Origin of the sequence: Micromonospora sp. NPDC050784 (genome assembly GCF_044456765.1) — a bacterium.
Classification (GTDB): Bacteria; Actinomycetota; Actinomycetes; order Mycobacteriales; family Micromonosporaceae; genus Micromonospora; species Micromonospora foliorum.
Map to the genome: position 1 here is coordinate 289,816 of NZ_JBITGG010000001.1, position 23,820 is coordinate 313,635.

Annotated in this window: 24 protein-coding genes and 1 tRNA gene; 9 read left to right on the forward strand and 16 right to left on the reverse strand. The window is 71.9% G+C overall.

The annotated features are described in order from the left end of the window. Positions 1-30: 30 nt before the first annotated feature. The gene (locus ACIBD9_RS01385) at positions 31-2,016 is read right to left on the reverse strand and encodes an NAD-binding protein (protein WP_396713480.1); all 1,986 of its coding nucleotides are present in this window, start codon (positions 2,014-2,016) and stop codon (positions 31-33) included. Positions 2,017-2,111: 95 nt separating this feature from the next. On the opposite strand from ACIBD9_RS01385, the gene ACIBD9_RS01390 reads away from it, so the two are divergent. From ACIBD9_RS01390 to ACIBD9_RS01405, 4 genes are all read left to right on the forward strand, one after another. Then, positions 2,112-2,600: an MSMEG_6728 family protein gene (locus tag ACIBD9_RS01390; protein WP_396713482.1), complete on the forward strand. Its 489-nt coding sequence runs from the start codon at positions 2,112-2,114 to the stop codon at positions 2,598-2,600. Positions 2,601-2,645: 45 nt separating this feature from the next. Beyond that, positions 2,646-4,199 (forward strand): FAD-dependent oxidoreductase, encoded by a 1,554-nt coding sequence (locus ACIBD9_RS01395; protein WP_396713484.1) that lies wholly within the window; start codon positions 2,646-2,648, stop codon positions 4,197-4,199. Positions 4,200-4,266: 67 nt separating this feature from the next. Then, positions 4,267-5,475 carry a hypothetical protein gene (locus ACIBD9_RS01400; RefSeq protein ID WP_396713486.1) on the forward strand — a complete coding sequence of 403 codons (1,209 nt, stop codon included), beginning with the start codon at positions 4,267-4,269 and terminating at the stop codon, positions 5,473-5,475. A 307-nt stretch (positions 5,476-5,782) separates the two neighbouring features. Further along, a complete protein-coding gene (locus ACIBD9_RS01405; RefSeq protein WP_396713488.1) occupies positions 5,783-6,226 on the forward strand; it encodes an HNH endonuclease in 444 nt (147 codons plus the stop codon). Positions 6,227-6,296: 70 nt separating this feature from the next. Here the strand turns inward: ACIBD9_RS01405 and ACIBD9_RS01410 are convergent, their stop codons facing one another. The 3 genes from ACIBD9_RS01410 to ACIBD9_RS01420 form a co-directional block, all read right to left on the reverse strand. Continuing rightward, positions 6,297-7,853 carry a serine/threonine-protein kinase gene (locus tag ACIBD9_RS01410; RefSeq protein WP_396713489.1) on the reverse strand — a complete coding sequence of 519 codons (1,557 nt, stop codon included), beginning with the start codon at positions 7,851-7,853 and terminating at the stop codon, positions 6,297-6,299. 78 nt (positions 7,854-7,931) lie between these two features. Next, the gene (locus tag ACIBD9_RS01415; protein ID WP_396713491.1) at positions 7,932-8,519 is read right to left on the reverse strand and encodes a hypothetical protein; all 588 of its coding nucleotides are present in this window, start codon (positions 8,517-8,519) and stop codon (positions 7,932-7,934) included. A gap of 62 nt (positions 8,520-8,581) precedes the next feature. Further along, positions 8,582-9,349 (reverse strand): enoyl-CoA hydratase/isomerase family protein, encoded by a 768-nt coding sequence (locus ACIBD9_RS01420; RefSeq protein ID WP_396713493.1) that lies wholly within the window; start codon positions 9,347-9,349, stop codon positions 8,582-8,584. Between the two features lie 233 nt (positions 9,350-9,582). Here ACIBD9_RS01420 and ACIBD9_RS01425 point away from each other — a divergent pair, with 233 nt between their 5' ends. Further along, positions 9,583-10,125: a hypothetical protein gene (locus tag ACIBD9_RS01425; protein ID WP_396713495.1), complete on the forward strand. Its 543-nt coding sequence runs from the start codon at positions 9,583-9,585 to the stop codon at positions 10,123-10,125. Here ACIBD9_RS01425 and ACIBD9_RS01430 read toward each other — a convergent pair. The 6 genes from ACIBD9_RS01430 to ACIBD9_RS01455 form a co-directional block, all read right to left on the reverse strand. After that, on the reverse strand, positions 10,122-10,766 hold the full coding sequence (locus ACIBD9_RS01430; protein ID WP_396713497.1) for a histidine phosphatase family protein: 645 nt from the start codon (positions 10,764-10,766) through the stop codon (positions 10,122-10,124). The two genes, ACIBD9_RS01425 and ACIBD9_RS01430, sit on opposite strands and share 4 nt — an antisense overlap. Before the next feature lie 66 nt (positions 10,767-10,832). Beyond that, on the reverse strand, positions 10,833-11,498 hold the full coding sequence (locus tag ACIBD9_RS01435; protein WP_396713499.1) for a DUF998 domain-containing protein: 666 nt from the start codon (positions 11,496-11,498) through the stop codon (positions 10,833-10,835). Positions 11,499-11,508: 10 nt separating this feature from the next. Beyond that, positions 11,509-11,928, reverse strand: a complete 420-nt coding sequence (locus ACIBD9_RS01440) for a VOC family protein (protein WP_396713501.1) — start codon at positions 11,926-11,928, stop codon at positions 11,509-11,511. Positions 11,929-11,963: 35 nt separating this feature from the next. Then, positions 11,964-12,365, reverse strand: coding sequence for a helix-turn-helix domain-containing protein (locus ACIBD9_RS01445; protein WP_396713503.1), 402 nt, complete (start codon positions 12,363-12,365; stop codon positions 11,964-11,966). A gap of 129 nt (positions 12,366-12,494) precedes the next feature. Next, positions 12,495-12,974, reverse strand: a complete 480-nt coding sequence (locus ACIBD9_RS01450) for an SRPBCC family protein (protein WP_396713505.1) — start codon at positions 12,972-12,974, stop codon at positions 12,495-12,497. A 586-nt stretch (positions 12,975-13,560) separates the two neighbouring features. Further along, a tRNA-Thr gene (locus ACIBD9_RS01455) sits at positions 13,561-13,637 on the reverse strand. A gap of 341 nt (positions 13,638-13,978) precedes the next feature. On the opposite strand from ACIBD9_RS01455, the gene ACIBD9_RS01460 reads away from it, so the two are divergent. Then, positions 13,979-15,070 carry an ABC transporter ATP-binding protein gene (locus ACIBD9_RS01460; protein ID WP_196920052.1) on the forward strand — a complete coding sequence of 364 codons (1,092 nt, stop codon included), beginning with the start codon at positions 13,979-13,981 and terminating at the stop codon, positions 15,068-15,070. A gap of 168 nt (positions 15,071-15,238) precedes the next feature. Beyond that, a complete protein-coding gene (locus tag ACIBD9_RS01465; protein ID WP_396713507.1) occupies positions 15,239-15,838 on the forward strand; it encodes a hypothetical protein in 600 nt (199 codons plus the stop codon). 52 nt (positions 15,839-15,890) lie between these two features. Here the strand turns inward: ACIBD9_RS01465 and rlmB are convergent, their stop codons facing one another. Together rlmB and cysS are read right to left on the reverse strand one after the other, a co-directional pair. Further along, positions 15,891-17,021, reverse strand: a complete 1,131-nt coding sequence (gene rlmB, locus ACIBD9_RS01470; RefSeq protein WP_396713509.1) for a 23S rRNA (guanosine(2251)-2'-O)-methyltransferase RlmB — start codon at positions 17,019-17,021, stop codon at positions 15,891-15,893. After that, a complete protein-coding gene (gene cysS, locus ACIBD9_RS01475) occupies positions 17,021-18,436 on the reverse strand; it encodes a cysteine--tRNA ligase (RefSeq protein ID WP_396713511.1) in 1,416 nt (471 codons plus the stop codon). The genes rlmB and cysS overlap by 1 nt, the downstream gene beginning before the upstream one ends. A 315-nt stretch (positions 18,437-18,751) precedes the next feature. Between cysS and ACIBD9_RS01480 the strand changes: the two genes are divergently transcribed. After that, the gene (locus tag ACIBD9_RS01480) at positions 18,752-19,411 is read left to right on the forward strand and encodes an IclR family transcriptional regulator (protein ID WP_396713821.1); all 660 of its coding nucleotides are present in this window, start codon (positions 18,752-18,754) and stop codon (positions 19,409-19,411) included. 138 nt (positions 19,412-19,549) lie between these two features. On the opposite strand, the gene ACIBD9_RS01485 is transcribed toward ACIBD9_RS01480, so the two are convergent. Further along, on the reverse strand, positions 19,550-19,804 hold the full coding sequence (locus ACIBD9_RS01485; RefSeq protein ID WP_396713513.1) for a hypothetical protein: 255 nt from the start codon (positions 19,802-19,804) through the stop codon (positions 19,550-19,552). A gap of 102 nt (positions 19,805-19,906) precedes the next feature. Next, on the reverse strand, positions 19,907-20,047 hold the full coding sequence (locus ACIBD9_RS01490; RefSeq protein WP_396713515.1) for a hypothetical protein: 141 nt from the start codon (positions 20,045-20,047) through the stop codon (positions 19,907-19,909). A 354-nt stretch (positions 20,048-20,401) separates the two neighbouring features. Between ACIBD9_RS01490 and ACIBD9_RS01495 the strand changes: the two genes are divergently transcribed. Next, positions 20,402-21,010 carry an endonuclease domain-containing protein gene (locus ACIBD9_RS01495; RefSeq protein WP_396713517.1) on the forward strand — a complete coding sequence of 203 codons (609 nt, stop codon included), beginning with the start codon at positions 20,402-20,404 and terminating at the stop codon, positions 21,008-21,010. Between the two features lie 274 nt (positions 21,011-21,284). Here ACIBD9_RS01495 and ACIBD9_RS01500 read toward each other — a convergent pair whose 3' ends face one another. Then, on the reverse strand, positions 21,285-22,997 hold the full coding sequence (locus ACIBD9_RS01500; protein WP_396713519.1) for a S8 family serine peptidase: 1,713 nt from the start codon (positions 22,995-22,997) through the stop codon (positions 21,285-21,287). 56 nt (positions 22,998-23,053) lie between these two features. Then, positions 23,054-23,755: an HAD family hydrolase gene (locus tag ACIBD9_RS01505; RefSeq protein ID WP_396713521.1), complete on the reverse strand. Its 702-nt coding sequence runs from the start codon at positions 23,753-23,755 to the stop codon at positions 23,054-23,056. Between the last annotated feature and the right edge of the window lie 65 nt (positions 23,756-23,820).

Here is a 23,820-nt window from a genome sequence, read left to right on the forward strand (position 1 = left end):
GCCGCCCGGTTCCGGCCGCGCTGGGTGGCGTCAGCTCGCCTCACCGGTCCCGTCATGCCGACGGGTCAGCTCGAATTCGTCGGCTGGGCCGCCAGTGGTTGTCGAGGAATCTCCTCCGGCGGGAGGAACAGGATGCACCGCGCCGGCCGCGGACGCGGCGACCCCGGAGTCCGTCGGGCCGGGCACCGGAGGAGACGCCGCCGCTGGGATCTTCAACCCGCCGTGCATCGGCCCGCCCGGCCGAGGCACCGGCCCCGAGTGGGCCGGCGGGGCGCACTGTCGCGTCAGCCAGTCCAGCCCCCGCCGCCGGGCGACCACGGTCAGCCGGTCACCGGCGAAGATCACCTGCCGGGGGTCGAGGTCCTTCCACCAGATCGTCTTAGCACCGCCGGCCGGGGTACGGGCGATCAGCCGAACCTGCCCGTCCCGGTTGACCATGTCCAGCGGTCGGCCGTCCAGTTCGGAGCCGGGGGCGACCGGCACCTCGGCGACCGGCAGCGCGTGCCGGTCGACCGGGATGGTGCTGATCACTGCGCGTTCGGTGAGCGCCCCGATGAAGGCCGGGGCGGCCAGGTAGGAGACCGACCGGGACACCCCGAGCGCGAACGTCTCCTCCACCCGTTCGGCGAAGTCACCGTCGAAGAGCCGAAGCACCACACGCAGGTCGGCACGGAGATCGCGGGCGGCGAGCGCCGCCTCCAGGTTGGCCACGTCGTCGGTGGACGCCACCACCAGCGCCTGGCAGTCGGCCACCGAGGCGGCGGCCAGCGTCTCCGGCAACGCGGCGTCGCCGACGATCAGCGGCACCTCCAGTTGGCGGGCCAGGGCCGCGCCGCGCGGCTCCGGGTCCTTGTCGATCGCCACCACCTCGACGTCGTACTCGCGCAGTTGCGCCATCACCCGGGTGCCGACGTTGCCCAGGCCGATCACCACCACGTGCCCGACCCGCGCGGGTTGCAACCGGCCGGTGTGCAGGGCCAGCCGGGCGTTGACGATGCCGTCGACCACGACGGCGGTGATCAGCGGGATCAGCGCCAACCCGGCCAGGTTGAGCACCACCTGCATGATCTGGGCGTCCGCCGTCTTGGTGGTGTCCGGGTCGGCACCGCTGAGGGTGGTGACCAGCGTCAGGTACAGCGCCTCCAGCGGAGAGACGTCCTCGGCACGGGAGATCAGCGCTCCCAGCACCGCGATCAGCGCGAGCACCACCATCACCGCGATGCCGATCTTGCGGGTGGCGAAGCCGCGTACCGCTCCCATCACCACCGTGACCGGGCGACGCCGCCGCCGCGCGCGGACCAGCCGACGGGCGGCGACCTCGGTGCCCGGCGGCTGGCCGGTCGCCTCGGCGAGCACCAGGTCGGCCCCGGCCTGATCGGCAGGCAGCAGCTCCACCCCCTGCGCCTCGCTGAGGTGCGCCAACGCGCAGACCACGTCCTGCGGTCGGACGTCGGCCCGCCGCGCCACCCGCAGCGTCTTGTCCCGATGTTGGAAGGAACTGGGGTCGACCTCGTTGAGCGCGGCGGCCACGAAGGCCGGCGCGGCCATCTCGGCGTCCGAGAGCACCTCGACCGGGGCCTTGAGCAGCTTGCGTACGCCGTCGGCGAGCGTGCCGTTGAACATCCTCAGCACCTGGCGGACCCGCTGGTCGACAGCCTGGGCGCAGAGCGCGGCGTACAGGTTGCCCACGTCGTCCTGGTGCAGCAGGGCCAGCCCGGTCGCGCCGGCCAGGCCGGCGGCCTCGAAGGTGGCCACGTCCAGCCGGTCCGAGCGGACCACCCGGACTCCGCGCAGCCCGGCCACGTCCGGCCCGTTGCTGCGGTAACGCTCCGGCACCACGACGGTCACCCGTGCCCCACCCGTCGGCAACTCGGATTCGAGCATCGCCCGGGCCACGTAGTAGGCGAGCGCGTCCTTCCCGCAGATCACGTAGTGCGGGCGCGGATCACCGACGGACCGCAGCCGCCAGTTCCACTCGACCGCCCGTCGCGCCCGGTCCCGCCACGGCTCCGCCATGCCCGGATCGTAATCAGCACGGCCACGGTGGGCGACCCCGCCCGGATCATCCCGTGTCCAGGTATGTCCGTCCCGGCGACGGGTAGAGCAGCGCCATGCAGACGTTCCTCCCGTACCCGGGCTTTCTGGCCAGCGCCCGCACGCTGGACCAGAAGCGGCTGGGCAAGCAGCGGGTGGAGGCCATCCAGGTGCTGCGCGGGCTCACCCGACCCGGGTACGGCTGGCGCAACCACCCGGCCGTGAAGATGTGGGCCGGGTACGAGGAGGCGCTCGTCCGCTACGGGCTGGACATGTGCGCGGTCTGGACCGAGCCGGGGCGGGCCGACACCTGCGCCGCCACGATGACCGTCGACCTCGCCGCCGCCTGCGGGGCCGGCGTCGTACGGACCCAGGACGAGCTGGCCCGAGCCGGTGAACTGCCGCCGTGGCTGGGTCGCGACGACCTGCACCTGAGTCACCGCTCGTCGTTGCTGCGCAAGGACCCGGCGCACTACCGCCCGCTGTTCGGCGACGACGTGCCGGAGGATCTGGAGTACGTCTGGCCGGCCTCCGACCGCCCCCGCCGTTGCCTACCCGCCGACTAGGGCTGTGAACAGGCCTTTGAGCCGCGGGTGGGGCAGACTGGGCCAATGGCGCTGTCGCAAGTGGTGGGTCGGCTGATGGGCGTACGGCAGCACCAGGTGGACCCGGGCGGCGGTGGCGCCGACCGCGTGCCGCGACCGACCACGGCGCTGGTGGTGGGTGGCGGCATCGCCGGTATGTCGGCGGCGGTGGTGCTGGCCGAACGGGGTGTGGCGGTCACCGTGCTGGAGGCGGCACCGACGCTCGGCGGTCGACTGGGCGCCTGGCCGGAGGCGCTCGCCGACGGCAGCCAGCGGAACGAGCACGGCTTCCACGCGTTCTTCCGGCAGTACTACAACTGGCGGTCCATCCTCCGTCGGGTCGACAGTGACCTGGGCTTCCTCAAGCCCATTTCGGGCTACCCGATTCTCAGCGCGCAGTGGCCGACCGAGGAGTTCGGCAGGTTGCCGCCCGCGCCGCCGGCGAACCTGCTCGCGCTGCTGCTGCGCAGCCCCAGCCTGCGCCTGGCCGACCTGCGACTGATGGACCGGGACGCGGCGCTTCCGCTGCTCAGCTACGACCCGGTGCGCACCTACGCCGACCTGGACGACACCACCGCCGACGAGTTGCTGGCGTCGCTGCGACTGCCGGACCGGGCGCGGGCGATGCTGTTCGAGGTCTTCTCGCACTCGTTCTTCAACCACGAGGCGGAGATGTCGGCCGCCGAGATGGTCGCGCAGTTCCACTTCTACCTGCTCGGCAACCCGGAGGGGTTGGCCTTCGACTGCCCCGACGAGGACTACGCCACGGCGATCTGGGAGCCGCTGACCCGGCATGTGGAGAAGCACGGCGGTCGGGTCCTCACCAGCTGCGCCGCTACCGGGGTGCACCGCGACGCCGATGGCTGGCGGGTGACGACCACCGACGGCGGCAGCCATCCGGCGGGTCACGTCGTGCTCGCCGTCGATCCGCCGGCGCTCGCCGCGCTGGTCGCCGCCTCCCCTGACCTGAGCGAGCAGGCCCCCGAGTTGGCGGCACGGATGCCGGCCTTCGGCACCCCCGGCCCGCCGTACGCGGTGGCACGGTACTGGTGTGACGGGGACGTGGCCGCCGAGCGGGCCGTGTTCAGCGGGGTGTCCCGCCAGCCCACTCTGGACTCGGTGACGCTCTACCACCGGCTGGAGAACGAGCCGCGGCGCTGGGCGCGGCGGACCGGCGGGTCGGTCATCGAGCTGCACGCGTACGCCTGCGAGCCCGGCGTACCGGCCGAGGAGCTGGCCGAGCGGATGCGCCGCGAGCTGGTCGCGCTGTGGCCGGAGGCCGGCGACCTGCGGGTCCGCGAGGTGCGCGCCCGGGTGGAGGCGCAGGCGCCGGCGTTCACGCCGGGCAGCCACGCCTGGCGACCGGGGGTACGCACCGACGCCAACGGCCTCTACCTGGCCGGCGACGGCATCGCCACGGACTTCCCGAGCGCGTTGATGGAACGCTCGGCCGCGACCGGGATCATCGCCGCGAACCACATCCTGCGCGCCGTGGGTGGCGCGGCCGAGCCGGTGCGCTCGATCCGACCGCGCGGGCTGCTGGCCGGTCGCACCAGGCCAAATCGACAAAACACAACATAAGCCACCGTACGCTGCCGTACGCTCGAATGATCAACCGTCGATCGGCCGGGCGGGAGGGCAGCGGGAGATGTCACCACTGCACCGCGCCGGCGCGGAGAACGGTTCGTCGATCGACGAGATCGGCCGCGACGACGCGTACCCGCTGATCCGCGACGAGCGCGCCTGCATCGTCACCGCGCTCCGGCTCGGTTGGTGGATGGCCGACGCCTACCACCACGGGCAGCAGGCGGAGCCCACCGCCTTCGTCGAGGCCCGCCCGGCCGTACCGCCGGCCAAACTCTCCAACCTCACCGAGATGTCCGCCCACCGGCGGATGCGGATGTACCTCGACGGGGTGGACGTCGCCCTGGCCCAGATCGCCGACCTCACCCGGCACACCGGGCCGGTGCCCGACACGTCGGCTGCCCGAGCCCTGCTCCCCGACCTGAATCAGCCCGACCCCGCCGACCCGGTGCCGCTACTGCTCGCCCTCGACGACCTCAACGTGGAGGTGCTGCGCTGGGCGATGGCCGCCAACCACCGGGTCGGGCTGGCCTACCGGCTGGGCCGGTCGGTGGCCGACACCGTCCGAGCCGGCGACGTCACGCAGTTGCTGCGGCAGTTCGGCGGTCGGCAGGTCCAGATCAGCAGGTGGTTGGACGAGCTGGCCAGCGTGCTGCCGCCGTACTCGGCCGCAGTGGTGCGCCGGTCGCTGGCCGCCTGGGCGAGCGCGGTCGACCGCGCCGGCCACGGGGACCCGACCGAGCCGACACCCGCCACCCTGAGCCGGGCGCTGCGCGGCCAGGGTGACCTCTGGCGCGACGTGCTCACCGGCGGCCTGCACCCGCGCGACCTGCTCGACGAGGAGGACTACGCGGTGATCGCCAGGAATCTGATCATCCGGGACCGGCGACTGGTGGCGCAGGCGGCCCGGGGCATCTTCTGGCCGGTGCTCGTACCCCTGCTGTTGGTACTCTTCGCGGTCGTCGGGGTGAGTGCCGCCGCGGCCGCCGGCTCACCGACCACCCGGGCCACCGTCGCCCTGGTGGGCCTCGGCGCAGGGCTGGCCGCGATCTGGCGGTCGGTCTCCGGACCCGCGCTGGCCGTCGCCGGTGAGGTCAACCGGCCCCTGCTGGACAGCGAACTCACCGCCCGGATGGCCCTGCGGCTGAACCGGCCGCTGACCACCGCCCAGGTCTCGGCGAAGGCCGCTCCCCGCACCCGCCGCCAGCGGCGGCCCGAGGAGGCCGGCCGATCGAAATACGTTGCCCGTGCCTCCCGCGTCGACCTACCGTGAGCGCGCAAGGTCAACCACCACCGCGGGAGCAGCTCATGACGATGTCGCACGTCACCACCGTGCCGTCGACGCTGCCCGGTGACGGTTACCGAGCGGAAGGTCCCCGGGCGGGCCGGCCCGACTGACGCGTACCCGTACGCGCCGAGCCGCCCCGTCCGACAGCCGGACCGGGCGGCTTCTTGCTGTCCGTCCCTCATCGCTCTGTTCGTCGTCGCTCTGTTCGTCGTCGCTCTGTTCGTCGTCGCTCTGTTCGCCATCGCCTTGTTCGCCGTCGTCTTGTTCGCCATCAGCACGGAGGGAGATCCCGGTGGACGCCGTCCTCGTCATCAACGCCGACCTCGGCCCGCTGCACCGGGTCACCGTCCAACACGCCGTCCGCATGCTCTGCCGCCGGGTGGCCGAGATTCACGAGGCCGAGCCGGACCGGGTGATCGGGGTCTTCCCGATGCCCCGGGTGGTGCGGCTGCTCCGCTTCGTCGTCACCCGGTGGAGGTTCAACTCCGGGCCGGCCTGGTCCCGCGCCGGTGTGCTGCGCCGTGACGACCGGTGTTGCGCGTACTGCGGTGGCCCGGCCTCCACCATCGACCACATCCTGCCCCGCTCGCGCGGCGGCCGGAACACCTGGCGGAACACCACCGCCGCCTGCTACGCCTGCAACCAGCGCAAGGGGGACCGGACGCCGGCGGAGGCGGGCATGCCGCTGCGCCGGGAGCCGGTGAACCCGGGCTGGGGTGCCGTGGCCGGGCGGTGACGGACCGGCCGGCGGGAACGGGGGGCCGCGTCCCGGGTACGTCCCGGGCGCGGCACCCGCCGGCCCCCGATCAGGCGGCGCGTTCCTTGACCTTCGGCTTCAGCTGGCCATTGGGGCACTGCACTCGGATCTCGCTGAGGTGCTCCGCGGAGGTCAACTCGACCACGATCTGCTTCGCCGGGCCCGGGTCGTACGCCTCGGCCCGGAAATCGGGCGCGAGCACCACCGCGAGCACCTCGACCGAGCTTCCCACGCAGCGAACGGTGACCGTCCCGCCGCGCGCATCCACGGGTACGCCGGCGGCAGGGGTGGGAGTCGGCGCGGTCGGGGTCGGCCCTGCGGTGGTGGTCGTCGGGGCCGCTGTTCCGCCCGGACCGGTCGGGGGGCTGGTCCGGGTAGCGGACGCGGTGTTCCCGGTCGGCGGCACGGCGGACGGTCCGGTGCGGACCGCGTCGGTCGGCTCCTCGGTGCGGGGCATCCCCACCGTGGTGGTGCCCGGGCCGCTTCCGATCGGCGCAGCGTTCTGTCCCTGTCGGCGATTGCTGAAGTCGCCGAGCGAACCGGCCAGCGCGACCGCGGCGATCACGGCACCGCCGACCGTCAGAATGGCCCGCCCCCGACGCCACGGCCCGCGCCGGGTCGGCGTAGCCGAATCGCCGGCCGGCCCGGTGCCAGCCGCCCCTTTGCCGATTGGTCCTCTGCCGGTCGGCCCGATGCCGCTCGACTCGGCGCCGGTCGGCCCGGTGCTGGTCGCCGTGCCGGTCGGCCCGGGGACGTCTGCCGCCGGTTCGGCGGCGACGGCAGCGACCTCGGGTGCGGCCCCGCCGGCGGCGAGCAGGATGCGGGCCGCGTCGGCGGCCGACGGCCGGTCGGCGGGGTCGCCGGCCAGGCACCAGCGGTAGAGCCGGTGCACTTCGGGCGGTACGCCGTCGATCGAGGGCAGCGGGTCCGGCTCGACGTGCGTGTGAGCGCGGAGCATCCCGGTCTGCGCCTCGGCGGGCCACGGCAACCCGCCGGTGAGCACCCGGTACAGCAGCAGGCCGAGGGCGTACACGTCGCTGGCCGGCAGCACCTCACCGGCCTGCAACCGCTCCGGCGCCAGGTACGCCGGGGTGCCCAGCAGCCGCCCCTCGAAGTCGATCTCAGGCGCACCGGCGGCTGCCGCGATGCCGAAGTCGAGCACCTTCGCACCGGTCGGTGTGAGCATGACGTTGCCCGGCTTGATGTCGCGGTGCACCAACCCCTGATCGTGCGCGGCGGCGAGCGCCGAGGCCACCTCGGCGCACACCCGCAGACCGGCGCGCGGCGGCAACGACCCGACCACCAAGCGGTGTTCGAGGGTGTGACCGCCGAGCAACTCCATCACCACGAACGGGACCTCGACGCCGTCCAGCGTCGACTCGCCGTAGTCGTAGACGCTTGTGACGTGCGGATGCGACAGCCGGGCCGCGGCCTTGGCCTCGCCCCGGATCCGTTGTCGGGCGTTGGTGTCCGTGTCGACCAGCACCTTCACCGCGACGTCCCGTTCGAGCACCTCGTCGTACGCCCGGTGCACCGCCGACATGCCGCCACTGCCGAGGCGCTCCAGGAGCCGGTAGCGGCCCGCAAGCAACTGATCACGCTGCACGACGGACAGCCTGCCGTACCGGCCTGAGAACCGGGCACCCGGGATCGAGGTGTTGCGATGGGTGGGAGCGGGTTGCGGCTACCGTCCGCTCAGATCCGGATGCGCGCGCAGGAACGTCTCACCCCGACGGGCGTTTCGGAGGACCGACACGATCAGCACCACCCAGATCACCAGCAGCAACCCGCCGATCAACGCGTGGAACGGCGCGAACCCCACGAAGACCTGACCGACGCTCGTCATCACCAGCCCAGCGCACAGCACCGCAAGATAGCGCTGACTGACGAACTGTTTGGCGGTCTCCACGAGCAGAGCCGGGTCTTCATCGGCCTCGGGTGTGTCGCGTCGAACCTGCCGATCCAGCCGTCGACGGTGCGACCAACTGAGCCCGATCAGGGGCGACTGTCGTCCCGACCGGTAGCGGCCGGTACCGACCACCCAGACGGCTGCGGCCACCTCGATGACGACTCCGAGAATCACCAGGACGAGTCCAAGGTTGCTGGCCCAGCGCGGCGGGTCACCGTCGAAAATGCCGGTGTTCTGACCACCCATCGCGACACCGACCGCGAGCGCGCCGACCACGGCGGCCAGCAGCACCAGGAGCAGAATCAGACGAAGTCGCCGTTGTCCCCGCCCGGTCCGGTCCGGATTCGTCGCTGCCGCGTCCATAGTGGCCCCCCGATCACCGCGTGAAGCGGGCACTACCCATCGACCACGACGGTTCAGACCGGTCAGTCGCCGGTCGGGGGCTGCCAGGCGAAGCGGGGCGTACGCCGTTCGGCGATCGCCGCGACCCCCTCCCGAGCCTCGCCGGTGGTCGTCACCTTCCGGTGCCACCAGGCGATCCGGGCGGGCTCGGCCCGCCCGTCGATGATCTCCTTTGCGGCGGTGATGCTCAGCGGCGACCGTTGGGCGATGGTCGCGGTCAGCTCGTCCACCCGTGCGGCGAGCCGGTCGGCCGGCAGCACCTCGTCGACCAGGCCGATCCGCAGGGCCCGCTCGGCGTCGATCAGCTCGGCGGTAAACAGCAGATGTTTGGCGGCGGACGGGCCGACCAGCCGGGCCAGCCGGCGCGTCGTCGGTGCCGGATAGACCAACCCGAGCCGGGCCGGCGGTACGCCGAATCGGGCGTCGTCCGCGGCGATCCGCAGGTCGCAGGCGACCGCGAGCTGGGTACCACCGCCGACGCAGGCGCCCCGGATGGCCGCGACCGTCGGCTTGGCGAAGCGGGCCAGTCGTTCCTCGGCGGCGACCGCGATGCTGGCGTCACCGGCGTCCAGCAGTTCGGCCAGGTCACCGAGGTCGGCACCCGCGCAGAAGGTGTCGCCCGCGCCGGTGAGCACCAACGCCCGTACGTCGGGGTCGGGCTCCAGCCGGTCGAGCAGTTCGGGGAGCTGACGCCACATGGCCGCGGTCATCGCGTTACGCCGGGCCGGGTTGCGCATCACCACGGTGGCGACCGGCCCGGCCACCTCGACGGTCAATCCCGCGTCCGACACGTCCGCTCCTCCCGCGCCACCTGAAGCGACGCCGCCAATCTGCCCACCGGCGTCGCACGCCGGTGCCGCGACCATAGCGAAGACGATCGCTCAGCCCTGCACACGCACTGCTGAAGCAATCTTGGACAGTTTCCGTTAGCACGGAACGGAGACTGTCCAAGATTGCCAGAACGGCGCAGACCGCTTCCGGTCGGATGGGGGAACCGACGGTCGGGGTCGCGCGTCCGACGGGAATGAGACCCGCATCGACGACCGCCGTCACGGTCGCGCTTCTGGCCGCGCTCCTGACCGGTTGCACAAGCGTCGACCGAGCCCCCACCACCACCTCTACCCGGCCCTCGGCCACCACCGCTACCGGCCCGGCCGCCCCGGCCACCGGCACCTTGCTGCCGACCACCGCCCCCACCGTCAGCGCCGAGGCCAGCGGGGTGGCCCCCCGAGTGACGTTGCGGGGCTCCGGCGGCTTCGCCGGGCGCGGTGACTCCATCGTCGTCGAGCCGGACGGTCAGTGGACCGTGACGGACCGGGCCGGCAGTCGGCGCAACGGCCGGCTCACCCCTGCCGACCAGGGCACTCTCGCGGGACTGGCCGCCGACCCCCGGCTCGCCGGCGAGGCACGGCAGCCGACCACCGCGACCAGTTGCGCGGACGTCATGCACTACCGCCTCACCGTGGGCAGCACCGAAACCGGGTACGCCGACTGCCCGGCCGAGGGGCCCCCACCGCCGGCAACCCAGGCGGTGGTCAAGCTGCTGCTGCGGGCCACCGGCACCTAGGTCAGGTAGTCCGGGGGCAGGCCGGTGCCCCGCAGCTCCGGCGGAAGATGGGCCACGTCGTTGACGGCGACCAGACTCGGCGGGCCGGCCGCGCTGTACCGGATGACGGTCAGCCCCGCGTTGTGCGAGTTCAAGCCCAGCCACCGCCACTCCGGCGCGTCGAGGGCGTGCCGCACCAGCCAGGCGATCAGGAAGCTGTGCGTCACCACCAGCTCGCGGACCGGCTCACCGCCGGCGGGCCCCGCACCGACCGGGCCGGCGAACCGCCGCACGGCGTCCGCCGTCACTCGCGGCCCGTCGGCCCGCTCGGCCGCCGAGAACTGCGTCAGGAATTCGGCGTACGCGGGCGGCAGGCCAGCCGGATCCGTGTCGTGTGGGAGGTGGTCGCCGGCCAGCTCCGTCTCGTACACCGGAACCTCGGGCAGCGACTTGGCGATCAGCTCGGCGGTCTGCGCGGCCCGGCGCAGCGGCCCGTGATGGACGGCGGCGAACCGCCGGGCTCGCAGGCGTTCACCCAGCAGGGTGGCCTGCCGCCGGCCGCGCTCCGACAGGCCGGTATCCGGTTCGCCGGCATCGGACGCACTCAGCTCGGACAGGTCCTGCTCGGCGTGTCGGCTCAGGTACAGCAACCGGGTCACCATGGCTCCCAGCTCAACACACCGGGAGGTACGGGTCGACCCGCACCTCCCGGTCCTGCGGCCGTCGGCTCAGTCGGCCCGTCCGGACGCCGCCCGCGCGAAGGTGACCGAGACCCACAGCCAGCCGGCCGCCACCGCCAGGCCGAACGCCACCATCACGGTCGGTGCCGGCCGGACGATCAGCGTCACCCAGGCCACCGCGAAGAACATCCCGGTCACCAGGCTGTACGCGGCGCGACCGCGCGCTCCCTGTCGGGCGGCCCGACGGGCCGCCACCACCGTCGCCACGATCAGCGACACGAAGGCCACCGCCGCCACCAGGAAGTGCAGGCCCCCGTGCCAACTGATCTCACCGGCGCCCCGCGGCGTACCGGCCGGGAACCCGTCGGCCGGGTCGGCGCTGAAGATCGCCGCCCCGACCAGGCCCAGGCCGTACAGCGCGAGCAGCCGGGGCAGCCAGACCGACCCCGTGGGGGTACGGCGGCGCAGCGCCTCGGCGGCCAGCGCGCAGAGCACCCCGGTGACGAGGAACGTGACGATCTGGATCCAGCCCAGCTCGCCGGTGCTCAACACGCTGACCGGATGGCGACGGAAGTCGAAGCCGTCCCGGGTCGCCGCCTGCACGATCGCCGAGCCGGCGAAGATCGGGCCGGCGAGCACCCCGCCGATCAGCAGCAGGCGGTCCCGACCGACGGCGGCCGGTCGTACCACGGGAAACGCCGCGGCCTGGCTCATCACCGCTCCCCTACGCCTGGGGGAACATCTGGCCGATGCGGATCCGGTTGCCGAACGGGTCCCGGATGCCGAAGTCGATCCCGTACGGGCGCTCGGTCGGCTCGTCGGTGATCTCGACGCCCTTCGCCACAAGATCCTCGTGCGTCTTGCGGGCGTCGTCCGTGGTTATGAAGAGGTACCCCCCGAGGGCACCCTTGGTGAGCAGCTCCCGGACCTGCTCGGCGGTGGCCGGGTCCAGCGCGGGCGGGCCCGGCTTCTCCAACAGGATCTCCCGCTCCGGGTCGCCGGGCAGGTTGACCGTCAGCCACCGCATGAAGCCGAGGTCCTGGTCGGTGTTGACCTCCATGCCGAGCTTGTTGACGTAGAAGTCAAGCGCGGCGTCCTGGTCGAGGACGTAGATCTGGGAGCGGCTGATCGCGTTCATCGTCATGCCCATGACGCTAGAGGTAGGCCGTGACCTGCGGCTTATCCAAAACTGCTTGGTCGGGTCCAGGCTTTGGTGAAGCACGACGGCACGTTGGCCGGCGCGACGCGCTGACGCCGGAAATCCGAGGGCGACTCCCCGACGATCTGCCGGAACGTCCGACTGAACGTGCCCAGACTGGCGAAGCCGACGGCGTAGCAGATGTCCGTCACGTCCCGGTCGGTCTCCACCAGAAACGACATCGCCCGCTCCACCCGGCGGCGTTGCAGATAGCGGTGCGGGGTCTCCCCGAAGGTGGCCCGGAAGGTGCGGATGAAGTGCGCCTGCGAGACGTACGCGATCCGGGCCAACGCGGGAATGTCCAGAGGCTCGGCGTACGCCCGGTCCATCGCGTCCCGGGCGCGCAGCATCGCCCGGTTCGACTCCTCCACTGCGCGACTCATCGACCCCCCGGTCTCACTTCGCTCGCCGCCGCAGCCCAGGCTACCGCCAGGCACCGCGCCGTCCGGCCGGGTAGCGCGCAACTCGACGTGTGTCAGGTGTGCCGTTGCCGGCACCAGCCGTCCGACCACCTATGCCGGGAACTTCCCGGCCACGGCGTGCTCGAGGTGTCGCACCCTTCCCTCTTCCAGCAGTTCCTTCAGCCGTCGCAGATTGGACCGCACTTCGGCGGCCGGGGGCTTCCCCATCAGCGTGAGACCGACGCGGCCCAGCCTCCCCAACGGCGCCTTCATCACCTCGAGAACCTCTGTCTGCCCGGCCCCGGGCGCCGGCCGGAAGGAGACTTCCCAGCAGGTGCTCAAGCCGGAAGGCGACACCGTCTCGTAGCGAATCAACTCGTTCGCGCGCTCCTCGGTCAGCCTCATCGTCCATTTGACGTGAATTCCCCAAGGGCCCTGAATCGTCCACCGAGTGGTCTTCGGTCCGATCGTCTCCACGCTCATCACGTCTCCCAGGAAACGCGGCATGTTTGTGAAGTCTCGGTAGAACCGGAAGGTGTCCTCCACGCTTCGGTTGATCGTCACGCATGCGTCGACCGGGCTCTCCTGCATGGCGTCCTCCCCATCCCTCTCGTTGACGGGCGCGTACCCGGCTCCCCGTCGTCGACTCTCCCGCCGCCCGTCTTTCCCCTCGGGTCAGCGCTGGCGGGCGGCGGTCTCCGATCACCGACAATTCCTCCGTGCCCAAACCGGAGGCGGAGGACGCCCTGCGCTGGCTGGCCAAACAGGGCGTGACGCCGCTCGGTAAGGGACGCTGGCGGGACTGGGTGACAGTCGAGTGCGGACCTTTGTCCCCGCTACGGGCGGCGCTGGCGGCTGGTGCTCGCAACCACTACCGCCACCCACGCCTGTGGGAACACAGTGCGCGGAACTCGCCCACTGACCTTCACCCTCGACGTGGTCCTGGCACCCGCGCACCCCAACTACGACCGGCCGGCGCCGGGTACGGCTTGCTGCTACGGCAGGGGCACGCTCGAACGACGCGGCCGTGATCCGTTGCAATGGTTGGATGTCGAGCGGCACCAGCTCGTCGCGGGCTACCCACCGGAAGCCATGCTCGACGGGACCCTCTCGCAAGTGCCGTTGTTGTCAACTGGTCGACTCGTGGCAGTGCCCGTCGGGAAAGGTCTGATGGAATTGGAGCCCCCGGCCGGGATCGAACCGGCGACATCTCGCTTACAAGGCGAGTGCTCTGGCCAGCTGAGCTACAGGGGCGCGTGCGTCGAGGTCAGCATAGCGACTGACGTCCGGATATCCCGATCGCGAGGCCTCCCGAGCATGGGAATCGTCAACAACCCGACGCACGGCCGTTTGACTCGGCGTCGATTGATGTCTGACCGTGCCCGAGTGACCGGAATGTGTAGCCCGCCTGGTGGGCTCGGCGGCCCCCCGCCTTGGCAGCACGGGTAAACGCGTTTACGGTTCACTGACACGGACGACAACCCGGGCGCCCCCGCGACCGGGCCGCCGTCCGCTGACCGGCACGGATACGTGCCGGTTGCTCCTTCACTCGGATCGTCCGGCACGTTCCTGCCGGTGAAAGGAAGCGCTTCACCATGGCTACGGTCACCTATTCCAAGGCGTCCCGGGTCTACCCGGGCCAAGAGCGTCCCGCCGTCAACGAGCTGGACCTCGAGATCGGCGACGGGGAGTTCCTCGTCCTGGTCGGCCCCTCCGGTTGCGGTAAGTCCACCAGCCTGCGGATGCTCGCCGGCCTGGAGGACGTGGACGCCGGTTCGATCTACATCGACCAGCGCGACGTCACCCACCTTCCCCCGAAGGCCCGCGACATCGCGATGGTCTTCCAGAACTACGCCCTCTACCCGCACATGACGGTGTACGAGAACATGGCGTTCGCCCTCAAGCTGCGCAAGACCTCCAAGTCGGAGATCGACCGGCGGGTCAAGGAGGCGGCCGGGCTGCTCCAGCTGGAGGAGTACCTCAGCCGTAAGCCGAAGGCGCTCTCCGGTGGTCAGCGTCAGCGTGTCGCGATGGGCCGGGCGATCGTCCGCGAGCCGCAGGTCTTCCTCATGGACGAGCCGCTGTCGAACCTCGACGCCAAGCTCCGTGTGCAGACCCGTACCCAGATCGCGTCGCTCCAGGCCAAGCTGGGCGTCACCACGGTCTACGTCACGCACGACCAGGTTGAGGCCATGACCATGGGTCACCGGGTCGCGGTGCTGCTCGACGGTGTCCTCCAGCAGGTGGACACCCCGCGGGCGCTCTACGACACCCCGGCCAACGTGTTCGTCGCCGGCTTCATGGGCTCTCCCGCCATGAACATCAAGACCGTTCCGCTCAACGAGCGGGGTGCCGAGTTCGCCGAGCTGCAGATCCCGCTGACCCGCGAGCAGGTCGAGGCGGCCCGCGCCGAGGGTGGCGACGGCAAGGTCACCGTGGGCTTCCGCCCGGAGGACTGCGAGCTGGTCAGCCCGACCGAGGGCGGAATGCCGGTCGTGGTCGAGCTGGTCGAGGACCTCGGCTCGGACGCCAACGTCTACGGCCACGCCGCGCTGGGTGGCAACTCGGAGCGCTTCGTCGTCCGCACCGACCGGCGCAACATGCCGAACATGGGTGACACCGTGTTCGTCAAGCCGGTCGCCGGTCGCAGCCACGTCTTCCACGCCTCCACCGGTGGCCGGATCTGACGTAACGCCGTACCGACAGGGGGCGGTCCGCTTCGGCGGGCCGCCCCTTCGTCGTACCCGAAGCGGTTCTTCACCCTGTGGAGCCAGCGCGGAGGTGGCTCTGTGGGGTGACTCGGCACGGCTGGCCGTTCTCGTAGCGTCACGGCGACCCGAACCGGAGGAGGCGCCGTGCCCACCGATCTCGCCCAGTCCGCTGCCCATCACCCGACCGCCCGCTCCCGGTCGTTCCGGGTGGTCCGCCTGGCCGGCCGCAGCCTCGCCTACTGCGCGACGCTGGTCCCGGTCGCCGTACTCACGCTGGTGACCGCCCCGTTGGGCGGGGCCGGCGCCGCCGTCGCACGCTGGCGCGCCCTGCGTACCACATTGCTCGGGATGCCACCGACGGCCGTGCCCGGCCGACGGCCCGGCACGGTCGCGGTGCTCGGCCACGCGCTGCTCAGCCTGCTCGTGGGCGCGGTGGCCCTGCTGCCACTCGGCGTCGAGCTGCTGATGGTGCTGCGCGGCGTGCTGTACGGCGTGGTGGACCCGGGGCCGTACGACCATTCCTGGGGTGGTCCGACCCGGGCCGGCGCGTGGCTGGCGCACTTCCTCGTCGGCCTGCCGTTGGCCGCCGCCGGGCTGGCCGCCCTGATCGGCATCGCCGCCGTGCACCAGCGGCTGACCCGACGCCTGGACGGCGAGCGCGGCCCACTCTGGTTGCTCCCGACAGTGCTGCTGATGGCGGTTGCCGGTGCGCTGCTCTTCGTCGCGTGGACCCGTCAGATCTGACCACGAAGGCCCCCTCCCGCACTCGGCGGAAGGGGGCCTTCGTCGACGTGCGTTACAGCTCGACGGAGCGCCGGCGGGCGACCTCGGCCAGGGCGACCGCCGCGGCCACACTGGCGTTGAGCGACTCGACCTCGGAGATCATCGGGATGCTGACGGTCAGGTCGCAGGTCTCCCCGACCAGGCGGGACAGACCGCGCCCCTCGGAGCCGACCACCACCACCAGCGGACCGACCGCGGCCTCCAGGTTGTAGAGGTCGGTGTCGCCGTCGGCGTCCAGGCCGACGACCATGAAGCCGGCGTCCCGGCACGCCTTCAGCGACCGGGTCAGGTTGGTCACCTGGGCCACGGGCACCCGCGCGGCCGCGCCGGCGCTGGTCCGCCAGGCGGTCGCGGTGATCCCGGCGGCACGACGCTCGGGTACGAAGACACCCTGCGCGCCGAACGCGGCAGCCGACCGGATCACGGCGCCCAGGTTGCGCGGGTCGGTGACACCGTCCAGCGCGACCAACAGCGGAGCCTGCTGCTCCAGGGCAGCGGCGACCATGTCCTCGAACGGCTGGTACGCGAAGGGCGGCACCTGCAAGCCGACGCCCTGGTGCAGCACGCCGCCGGTCATCCGGTCCAACTCGGCGCGGCTGATCTCCAGGTTGGCGATGCCCCGGTCGGCGGCGGTCCGGATGATCTCGTTGACCCGGTCGTCCATGTCGATGCCCTGGGCGGTGTAGAGCGCCGTCGCCGGCACGTTGGCGCGCAGCGCCTCCAGCACCGGGTTACGACCGACCAGCAGCTCCGGGGTGTCCTTGGACGGGTTGGACTTGCGCCCCGGCGTGACCCGCGGACCGGACCGCCCGGTGGGCTTGCCGCCCCGTCCGCCGGTGGCACCGCGACCGACGGGTACGCCCCGACCGCCGCCCCGACCCCAGGTGGTGTCCTTGCTACCGGGCTGACCGATCTTGGGGGCGCGCCCCTCCTCGGCCGCCGCGCGGCGCTCCTTGTCCTGCTTCCAGGCGGTGCGCTGGGGCAGCTTCTCGGTGCCCGAGTAGCCCTTGTGCCAGGGACGCTCGTCCGCGGGCAGGGTGCGACCCCGCCCGGCCAACGAGTCCTTGTTCTTGCCGCCGGTGCCCTTGGGGGCGCCTGCCTTCGACGTCAGTCGCCGGCCACGGCGCTGCGAGTTGCCGGCCATCAGTCCTGCTCTCCAATAGTCCAACGGGGGCCCTGGGGGGTGTCCTCGACCACCACGCCGGCCAGCTTGAGCTGGTCACGCACGGCGTCCGCGGCGGTCCAGTCCTTGCGGCCCCGCGCCTGCGCACGCTGCTCCAGGGCCAGCGCGATCAGGGAGTCCACCACGGCACGAAGGTCGTCCGATCGGCCGCCACCGGTCCAGGCCGGGTCGAGGGGGTCGATCCCGAGAATATCCAGCATTGCCCGCACCACGGCCAGCGTGGTGCGGACGGTCACATCGTCGCCGACGCTCAGCGCGGTGTTGCCGTCCCGAATGTGCTGTTGCAGCACGGCCAGCGCGGCGGACGTGTTGAGGTCGTCGTTCATCGCCGCGACGAAGCCGGCGGGCAGCTCACCGAGCTGCCCGGCACCGACCCGCTCGACGGCCCGCTGCACGAAACCCTCGATCCGCCGGTACGCGGTGGCCGCGTCGCGCAGCGAATCCTCCGAGTAGTCGATCACCGAGCGGTAGTGCGCGGCGGCGTAGTAGTAGCGCAGCTCCACCGGCCGCGCCCCGAGCGAGTCCACGTACGCCAGGTCCAGTGCGTTGCCGGCGGACTTGCCCATCTTGGCCCCGCCGATGCTCAACAGCCCGTGGTGCACCCAGTAGCGGGCGAACGGCAACCCGGCCGCCTGGGACTGGGCGATCTCGTTCTCGTGGTGCGGGAACGTCAGATCCAGCCCACCACCGTGGATGTCGAACTCCGGGCCGAGGTAGCGCCAGCACATCGCCGAGCACTCGATGTGCCAGCCCGGACGGCCCAACCCCCACGGCGAGGGCCAGTAGGCGTCCGCCGGCTCGTCCGGTTTGGCACCCTTCCACAGCGCGAAGTCGCGCGGGTCCCGCTTGCCCCGATCCGGGGCGTCCCCGGCGGACTGCATGGCGTCCGGAGACTGACCCGACAGCGACCCGTACGCCGGCCAGGACGCCACGTCGAAGTAGACGTCGCCGGAGCCGTCACTCGCCGGGTACGCGTGCCCGTCGGCGATCAACTTCGTGATCAGCTCATGCATCTCGGGGATGTGCCCCGTGGCACGCGGCTCATACGTGGGCGCCAGCACGTTCAGCGACCGGTACGACTCGGCGAGCAGCAACTCGTTGGCGTACGCGATCGACCAGAACGGACGACCCTGCTCGCCGGCCTTGACCAGGATCTTGTCGTCGATGTCGGTCAGGTTGCGAATGAAGGTGACCTCGAAGCCGGCGGCCAACAGCCAACGGCGCAGGACGTCATAGTTGACGCCGGAGCGAAGATGACCGATGTGCGGCGGGGCCTGGAGGGTGAGACCACACAGGTAGACCCCCACCTTGCCGGCTTCCCGCGGGACGAAGTCCCGCACCGATCGGGTGGCGGTGTCATACAGGCGTAGCGTCACCGTACAAGGGTAGCTGTCCGTGCCTGTCCGGGTCCGCCGGTGCCGGGTCGTACGCTGCCAGGCGTGGATGCGACCGCACGCTCCGGTGGCTCCGGTGACACGCCAGCCGACCCCACCGCCCCCACCGACCCGGCCTCCGCACGGGCCACTGGGCCTGCCGACGCGGTCTTCGGACGGGCCTCCGGGTCCGCCGACGCGGCCGACGCTGGCGTGAGGCGGGCCGACGCGGCCTTCGGGCCGGCCGATGCTGGCGTGGGGCGGGCCGACGCGGCCTTCGGACGGGCCTCCGGGTCCGCCGCCGCGGCCGACGCCGGCGTGGGGCGGGCCGACGCGGTTGCCGGGCGGGGCGGGGAGACGTCGCAGACGCTGGACCGGGGTCTGCGGCTGCTGCACCTGGTCGCCGACGCCTCTGGCGGTCTGACCGTCACCGAGGCCGCGAATCGGCTCGGTATCGGCCGGGCCGCCGTTTACCGGCTGGTCAGTGCGCTGACCGGGCACGGCATGCTGCGCCGCGACGGAGACGGTCGGCTGCGCCTCGGGGCCGGGTTACTGCACCTGGCCCGACGCGCCCAGCCGCTGCTCGCCGAGGGTGCGCTGCCCGCGCTACGCCGTCTCGCCGAGCAGGCCGGCGCGACCGCGCATCTGACCGTCGTCGAGGGTGGAGAGGGCGTCGCCCTGGCCGTGGTCGAGCCGAGCTGGACGTCGTTCCACGTCGCATACCGGGCCGGGGCACGGCACCCACTGGACCGAGGAGCGGCCGGCCGGGCGATCCTGGCCGGTCGAGCCGGGATGACAGAGCCGGTGAGTAGCAGCGGAGAGTTACAGGCCGGGGCGTACGGGGTGGCCGCACCGGTGCTCGGCGTACCCGGCCTGGAGGCCAGCGTCGGCGTGGTCGCGCTCGCCCCGCTGGACGTCGACACCATCGGCCCCCAGGTGCTGGCCGCCGCCCGAGCCATCACCACCGCCCTCAGCTGACCCCGCCCGCCGCCCCGCTCACCCCCACGCGTCACCTCACTGCCGCGCGGGCCACCTCAGCGCCGCGAGTCACCTCAGCGCCGCGCGCCCGGCGGTCCCCGTGGCTTGATCCACTCGGGTTCAAGGAAGGCGAGTGGATCACCGCCCGTCGACGGCCCCAATGCCGGATTGGTCGGCCTTCTGGCCGTGCCATAGCACGATCGGCGGGCGGATTCGTGGTTGTCCACAGGTCCGGCGGCACGCGTGGGCCAGGTTGTCCACAGGGGTTTCGGTGGCCAGTCGGTCGTCGGCAGGCTGCTCGGCATGCCACCACGTCCGCATCGCCCCGACGCCCTGGCCTGGCAGGTCTTCCGCGGCTCCGACGCTGTCCGGGACGGCCTGCTCACCGAACATCAGCTGCGCAACTCCGCCTGGGTGCGGTTGCGCCACGACATCTACGCCGATTCGCGGCTGGACCGGGACCACGCCCTCGCCTGTCGCGCCGCCCTCCTCCGGCTACCGCCCGGAGTGGTGGTCGGTGGCCCGTCGGCCGCCTACCTGCACGGCGTCCCACACGCCGCGAGCTTCACCGACGATGTGCACGTCCTCGTGCCCCGGCCGCTGCGGATCGGCCCACAGCGCGGCCTCCGCGTGCACGTCAACGCCATCACCCCACTCGCGGCGAGCGAGATCCCTGAGCCGGCCGTGCCAACCACACGGCGATCGGCAGGCACAAGACGACCATCAGGCCAGCCACCGGACGCGGGCCGGCCGCCAGGTGCAGGACATCAGTCAGCCGCAATCCAACCGCCAGATGCAGGCCGAGTGCCGGACGCGGGCCAACCGCCAGGTGCAGGCCGAGTGCCGGGCGCGGGACGACCGCCGAGCGCTGGGCGTCCACGTGATGCAGCGCGACCTACGGGAGTAGGGCGCCCACCTGCCGGCGGAGCGTCACCACGCCCAGCACGGCAGCTCTCCCGCCCGGTGGCCGTGCCCGTCGGAGCAGGGGGCATGGTGGCGGCCGGTAGTGGCGATGGGTGGGTGGCGGCCAGCCCGCCCAGGTCCAGGGGGCGGGACCTGCCGATCCCGCGGTCCGACCCCGGGCGGGCCGCCTGGGAGACGGCTGTCTGGCTCGACCCGATCCGGGCGGTGGCCATCGTCGACTCGCTGCTCGGGCAGGGGCTGGCCGATCGCGACACCCTGGCAGTCATGGCTGCCCGCAATGCTGACCGGCCGGGTGGGCGACGAGCGCGGTGGGTGTTCGACCTGGCCGACGGAGGAGCCGAGTCTCCGCCGGAGTCACACCTACGCGTGCGGTTGGTGCTGGGCGGGCTGCCGCGCCCGGCGGTTCACCATCCGGTACGCCTGCCCACCGGCATCGTTCTGCACCCCGATCTGGCCTGGCCGCGATATCGGGTGGCGGTGGAGTACGACGGGAAGTGGCACTCCGACGCGGAGCAGCTGCACCGCGACCGCCGTCGGCTGAATCAGCTGGTCGCCGCGGGTTGGCTGGTCCTGCACGTGACCAGGCGACGGTTGCACGGCGAGTTCCCGGCTGTGCTTCGAGAGGTACGCGACGCGCTGGTCAGCCGTGGGTGGCGACTGGGATCGTCCACATGACCAGGATCAACTCGGGTTCCTGGAAACCGCGCCATCCCTCAGGCACCAACACCGCGCCTTCAGGGAAACCGAGTCGATCATGACCGAACCCCGAACGGCGGGTACCGGAAGGCGGAGCCGTGAGACGGCGGGCACCGGACCCGGACCCGGACCACGACCGCCGGGCCCGGACGACGACGGGCAGCGGCCCTGGACGGCCCAGGGCCCGGTCGACGAGTGTCGACCGGGCCCCGGGGGCGGTGGCAGTTGGGCCACCTCCGCAGTGCGATGTGCGTTACGGGCGGGCGTTCGGCTTGAGCGGGGTCTTCACCGCCGCGTAGGCGTCGACGATCCCGTAGCCGTAGAAGCCGTTGAAGTTGACCCCACCGGCGCAGTACGCGTCGTAGGTCTCGTCCCGGCCCTCGTTGCGGTACTGCTGGAGGCGCGGCTCCGGGCAGGCGTGCTCGGCGGCCGTGCGGTAGAGGTGCTGCTCGACCTGGTCCGGCGACATCCCGAAGCCAGTCCGACCCTGCGCCTTGCCGTACCGGCTGACGATCAGCGCGGCGACACCGGCGGCGTGCGGGGACGCCATCGAGGTGCCCTGGAGGTAGGTGTAGTACCCGCACTCACCGTTGGTCTTGCACTGCTTGAACACGCTCGTGGCGACGCGCGGATCGATGTTGCCGTCCGCGTCCACCTTGGGGTCCGGGATGGTGGCGGAGATGGGCTCCTCCTGGAGCACCTTCAACGGGTAGCTGGAGAGGATCCGGTTGCCGGGGGTGTTGTACGTCGGGGTCCCGAAGCCGTCCCTCGCGAATCCACCGGGCGCGGCGACCGAGATCTGCTCGGTGCCGTAGTTGGAGAAGTCCGACTTCTTGCCGGACGGGCCGACCGACGACACACCGATCACGTGCGGACCCTCGGTGGGCAGGTCCCAGCAGCTCTCGTTGTCGATCGGTCGGTCGTACGGGTCGGCGCCGTAGTCGGGGCTCGTGGTGTCGGTCCGCGGCGCGCCCAGGTCCTCGTTGTTGTTGCCGAGCGCACCGACGAGGGTGACGCCCTTGTTGTGCGCGAAGATCAGCGCCCGATTCATCGCCTTGATGATGGCCCGCTGCTCGGCCTGGTCCTCCGGCGAGTCGGCCGGGTTGGCGGTGCAGTTGTAGAGCCACGGGTCGACGTAGAACGACATGTTGACCACGTCGATCCCGGACCGGCCGGCGTAGACCAGGGCGTTGACCACCGGGTCGAGGAAGAAGTAGCCGGAGTCCTGGCCGCCCTTGAGTTCGACAAGCGAGACGTTCGGGGCGACGCCGGAGAGGCCGAAGCCGTTGGCTGCGGCGCCGATGGTGCCGGCCACGTGGGTGCCGTGCCCGCCGTCGTCGGTGCCGACCGGGTCGAGGCAGCTCGCCACCTCGCAGGGGCCGTCCACGTCGGTCAGGTCGGGGGCGAAGTTACGCGACAGCGACCAGTTGAAGTTCGGCGCGATGTCCGGGTTGCTCGCGTCGACACCGGTGTCCAGTACGCCGACGGTCACCCGACGGTCGCCCGGCTCGATCTTGCGGGCCTTGTCGGCCTGGATCATCTCCAGGCCCCACAGCTTGTCATCAAGCGGATCGAGCTTGGCGCCCTTCTTGGCACCGGCACCAGCACGAGCGCCGGCACCAGCCGTCAGGTGCTCCTGCTCGACCCGGTCCAGCTTCGGCTTGCGCCCGATGGCCTTCTGCTCGGCGGCGCCGATCAGCGTCGGCGCGGCGGTCGCCCTGGCCGCGAAGTCGGCGCGGTCGCTGCTGACCTGGAACATGCCGACCTCGTCGGACCGGGACACCACAGTGCCGCCAGCTGCCCGGATCGCGGCGACGGCCGTGTCGGCGGCGACGCCATCCTCGGCGACGACCGTGAAGGTGCGGGATTCGCTCGGCGCGGCGTTGGCCGGCACACCCAACCCCGTAGCCGTAAGTGCCAGCACTGCCGCGGTCGCGACCGTGCGGGCGGTGAAGCGCTTGCTCACCACATCGGATCCTCTCGTTGAGGGACGTGGCAGCCATCACACAACACCGTTCCGGATTACGCCAGTTGAGCGCCCGTTATGGCCGTGAATCCCGCCAGCGCGGCTGGCAGATCGGCCATGCCGGAGACTTCGGCGTCGGGCGTGCAGCCGGGTGGGCGAGGCAGGCCGAGCCGGTTCAGCCACACCGATCGCAGACCGGCCCGCCGAGGCGCCACCACGTCGTGCTCCCACGAGTCGCCGACGTACACGATCTGCTCGGCCGGCACCCCGGCCGCCGCGACCACCGCGGCGTAGAACTCTGGGGCCGGTTTCTTGAGCAGGCCGTTCTCGTGCGCGTACAGCTCGAAGGCGAACTCGCCGGCGAGCCCGCACCGTTCGGCGCGGCTGTTGCCGTTGGTGGCGAAGCCCAGCGTGTACCGGTCGCGCAGCGTGGCCAGCGCCGGTGGTACGTCCGGAAACGGTCGGGTGAGAGCGAAGCGCTGGGCGAAGAAGAGGTCGGCGATCTCGTCCAGGTGGTGGACCAGCGCAGCGCGGGCCAGCGACCGGGCCAGTGCGGCGCGCCGGATCTCCGCCACCGGGGCGGCGCTCAGTTCGCCGAAGACCGCGCCCCAGTCCGACTCCAGATCGGCGAGCGTCACCCCGGCCGCCGCCGATGTGCGTCGCCGCATCTCGTCGAGGACGGCCACCAGCCCGCCCGTGACCGCTGGACGCAGGTCCAGCAGCGTCTCGTCAGCATCGAACACCACAGTGGTCAGCACGACGCCCACTCTCCCACCGCCCGTCGAACTCACCGCCCGTCGAACTCGCCGCCCGCCGAACTCAC

Bases quoted from the DNA above. Each gene is read 5' to 3' on its own strand.
- ACIBD9_RS01395 (WP_396713484.1), top strand. From the start codon at position 2,646: ATGGCGCTGTCGCAAGTGGTGGGTCGGCTGATGGGCGTACGGCAGCAC.
- ACIBD9_RS01435 (WP_396713499.1), bottom strand. From the start codon at position 11,498: ATGAGCCAGGCCGCGGCGTTTCCCGTGGTACGACCGGCCGCCGTCGGT.
- ACIBD9_RS01430 (WP_396713497.1), bottom strand. From the start codon at position 10,766: ATGGTGACCCGGTTGCTGTACCTGAGCCGACACGCCGAGCAGGACCTG.
- ACIBD9_RS01385 (WP_396713480.1), bottom strand. From the start codon at position 2,016: ATGGCGGAGCCGTGGCGGGACCGGGCGCGACGGGCGGTCGAGTGGAAC.
- ACIBD9_RS01450 (WP_396713505.1), bottom strand. From the start codon at position 12,974: ATGCAGGAGAGCCCGGTCGACGCATGCGTGACGATCAACCGAAGCGTG.
- ACIBD9_RS01390 (WP_396713482.1), top strand. From the start codon at position 2,112: ATGCAGACGTTCCTCCCGTACCCGGGCTTTCTGGCCAGCGCCCGCACG.
- ACIBD9_RS01440 (WP_396713501.1), bottom strand. From the start codon at position 11,928: ATGACGATGAACGCGATCAGCCGCTCCCAGATCTACGTCCTCGACCAG.
- ACIBD9_RS01485 (WP_396713513.1), bottom strand. From the start codon at position 19,804: ATGTTCGGTGAGCAGGCCGTCCCGGACAGCGTCGGAGCCGCGGAAGAC.
- ACIBD9_RS01415 (WP_396713491.1), bottom strand. From the start codon at position 8,519: ATGGACGCGGCAGCGACGAATCCGGACCGGACCGGGCGGGGACAACGG.
- ACIBD9_RS01400 (WP_396713486.1), top strand. From the start codon at position 4,267: ATGTCACCACTGCACCGCGCCGGCGCGGAGAACGGTTCGTCGATCGAC.
- ACIBD9_RS01460 (WP_196920052.1), top strand. From the start codon at position 13,979: ATGGCTACGGTCACCTATTCCAAGGCGTCCCGGGTCTACCCGGGCCAA.
- rlmB (WP_396713509.1), bottom strand. From the start codon at position 17,021: ATGGCCGGCAACTCGCAGCGCCGTGGCCGGCGACTGACGTCGAAGGCA.
- ACIBD9_RS01425 (WP_396713495.1), top strand. From the start codon at position 9,583: ATGAGACCCGCATCGACGACCGCCGTCACGGTCGCGCTTCTGGCCGCG.
- ACIBD9_RS01445 (WP_396713503.1), bottom strand. From the start codon at position 12,365: ATGAGTCGCGCAGTGGAGGAGTCGAACCGGGCGATGCTGCGCGCCCGG.
- ACIBD9_RS01495 (WP_396713517.1), top strand. From the start codon at position 20,402: ATGGTGGCGGCCGGTAGTGGCGATGGGTGGGTGGCGGCCAGCCCGCCC.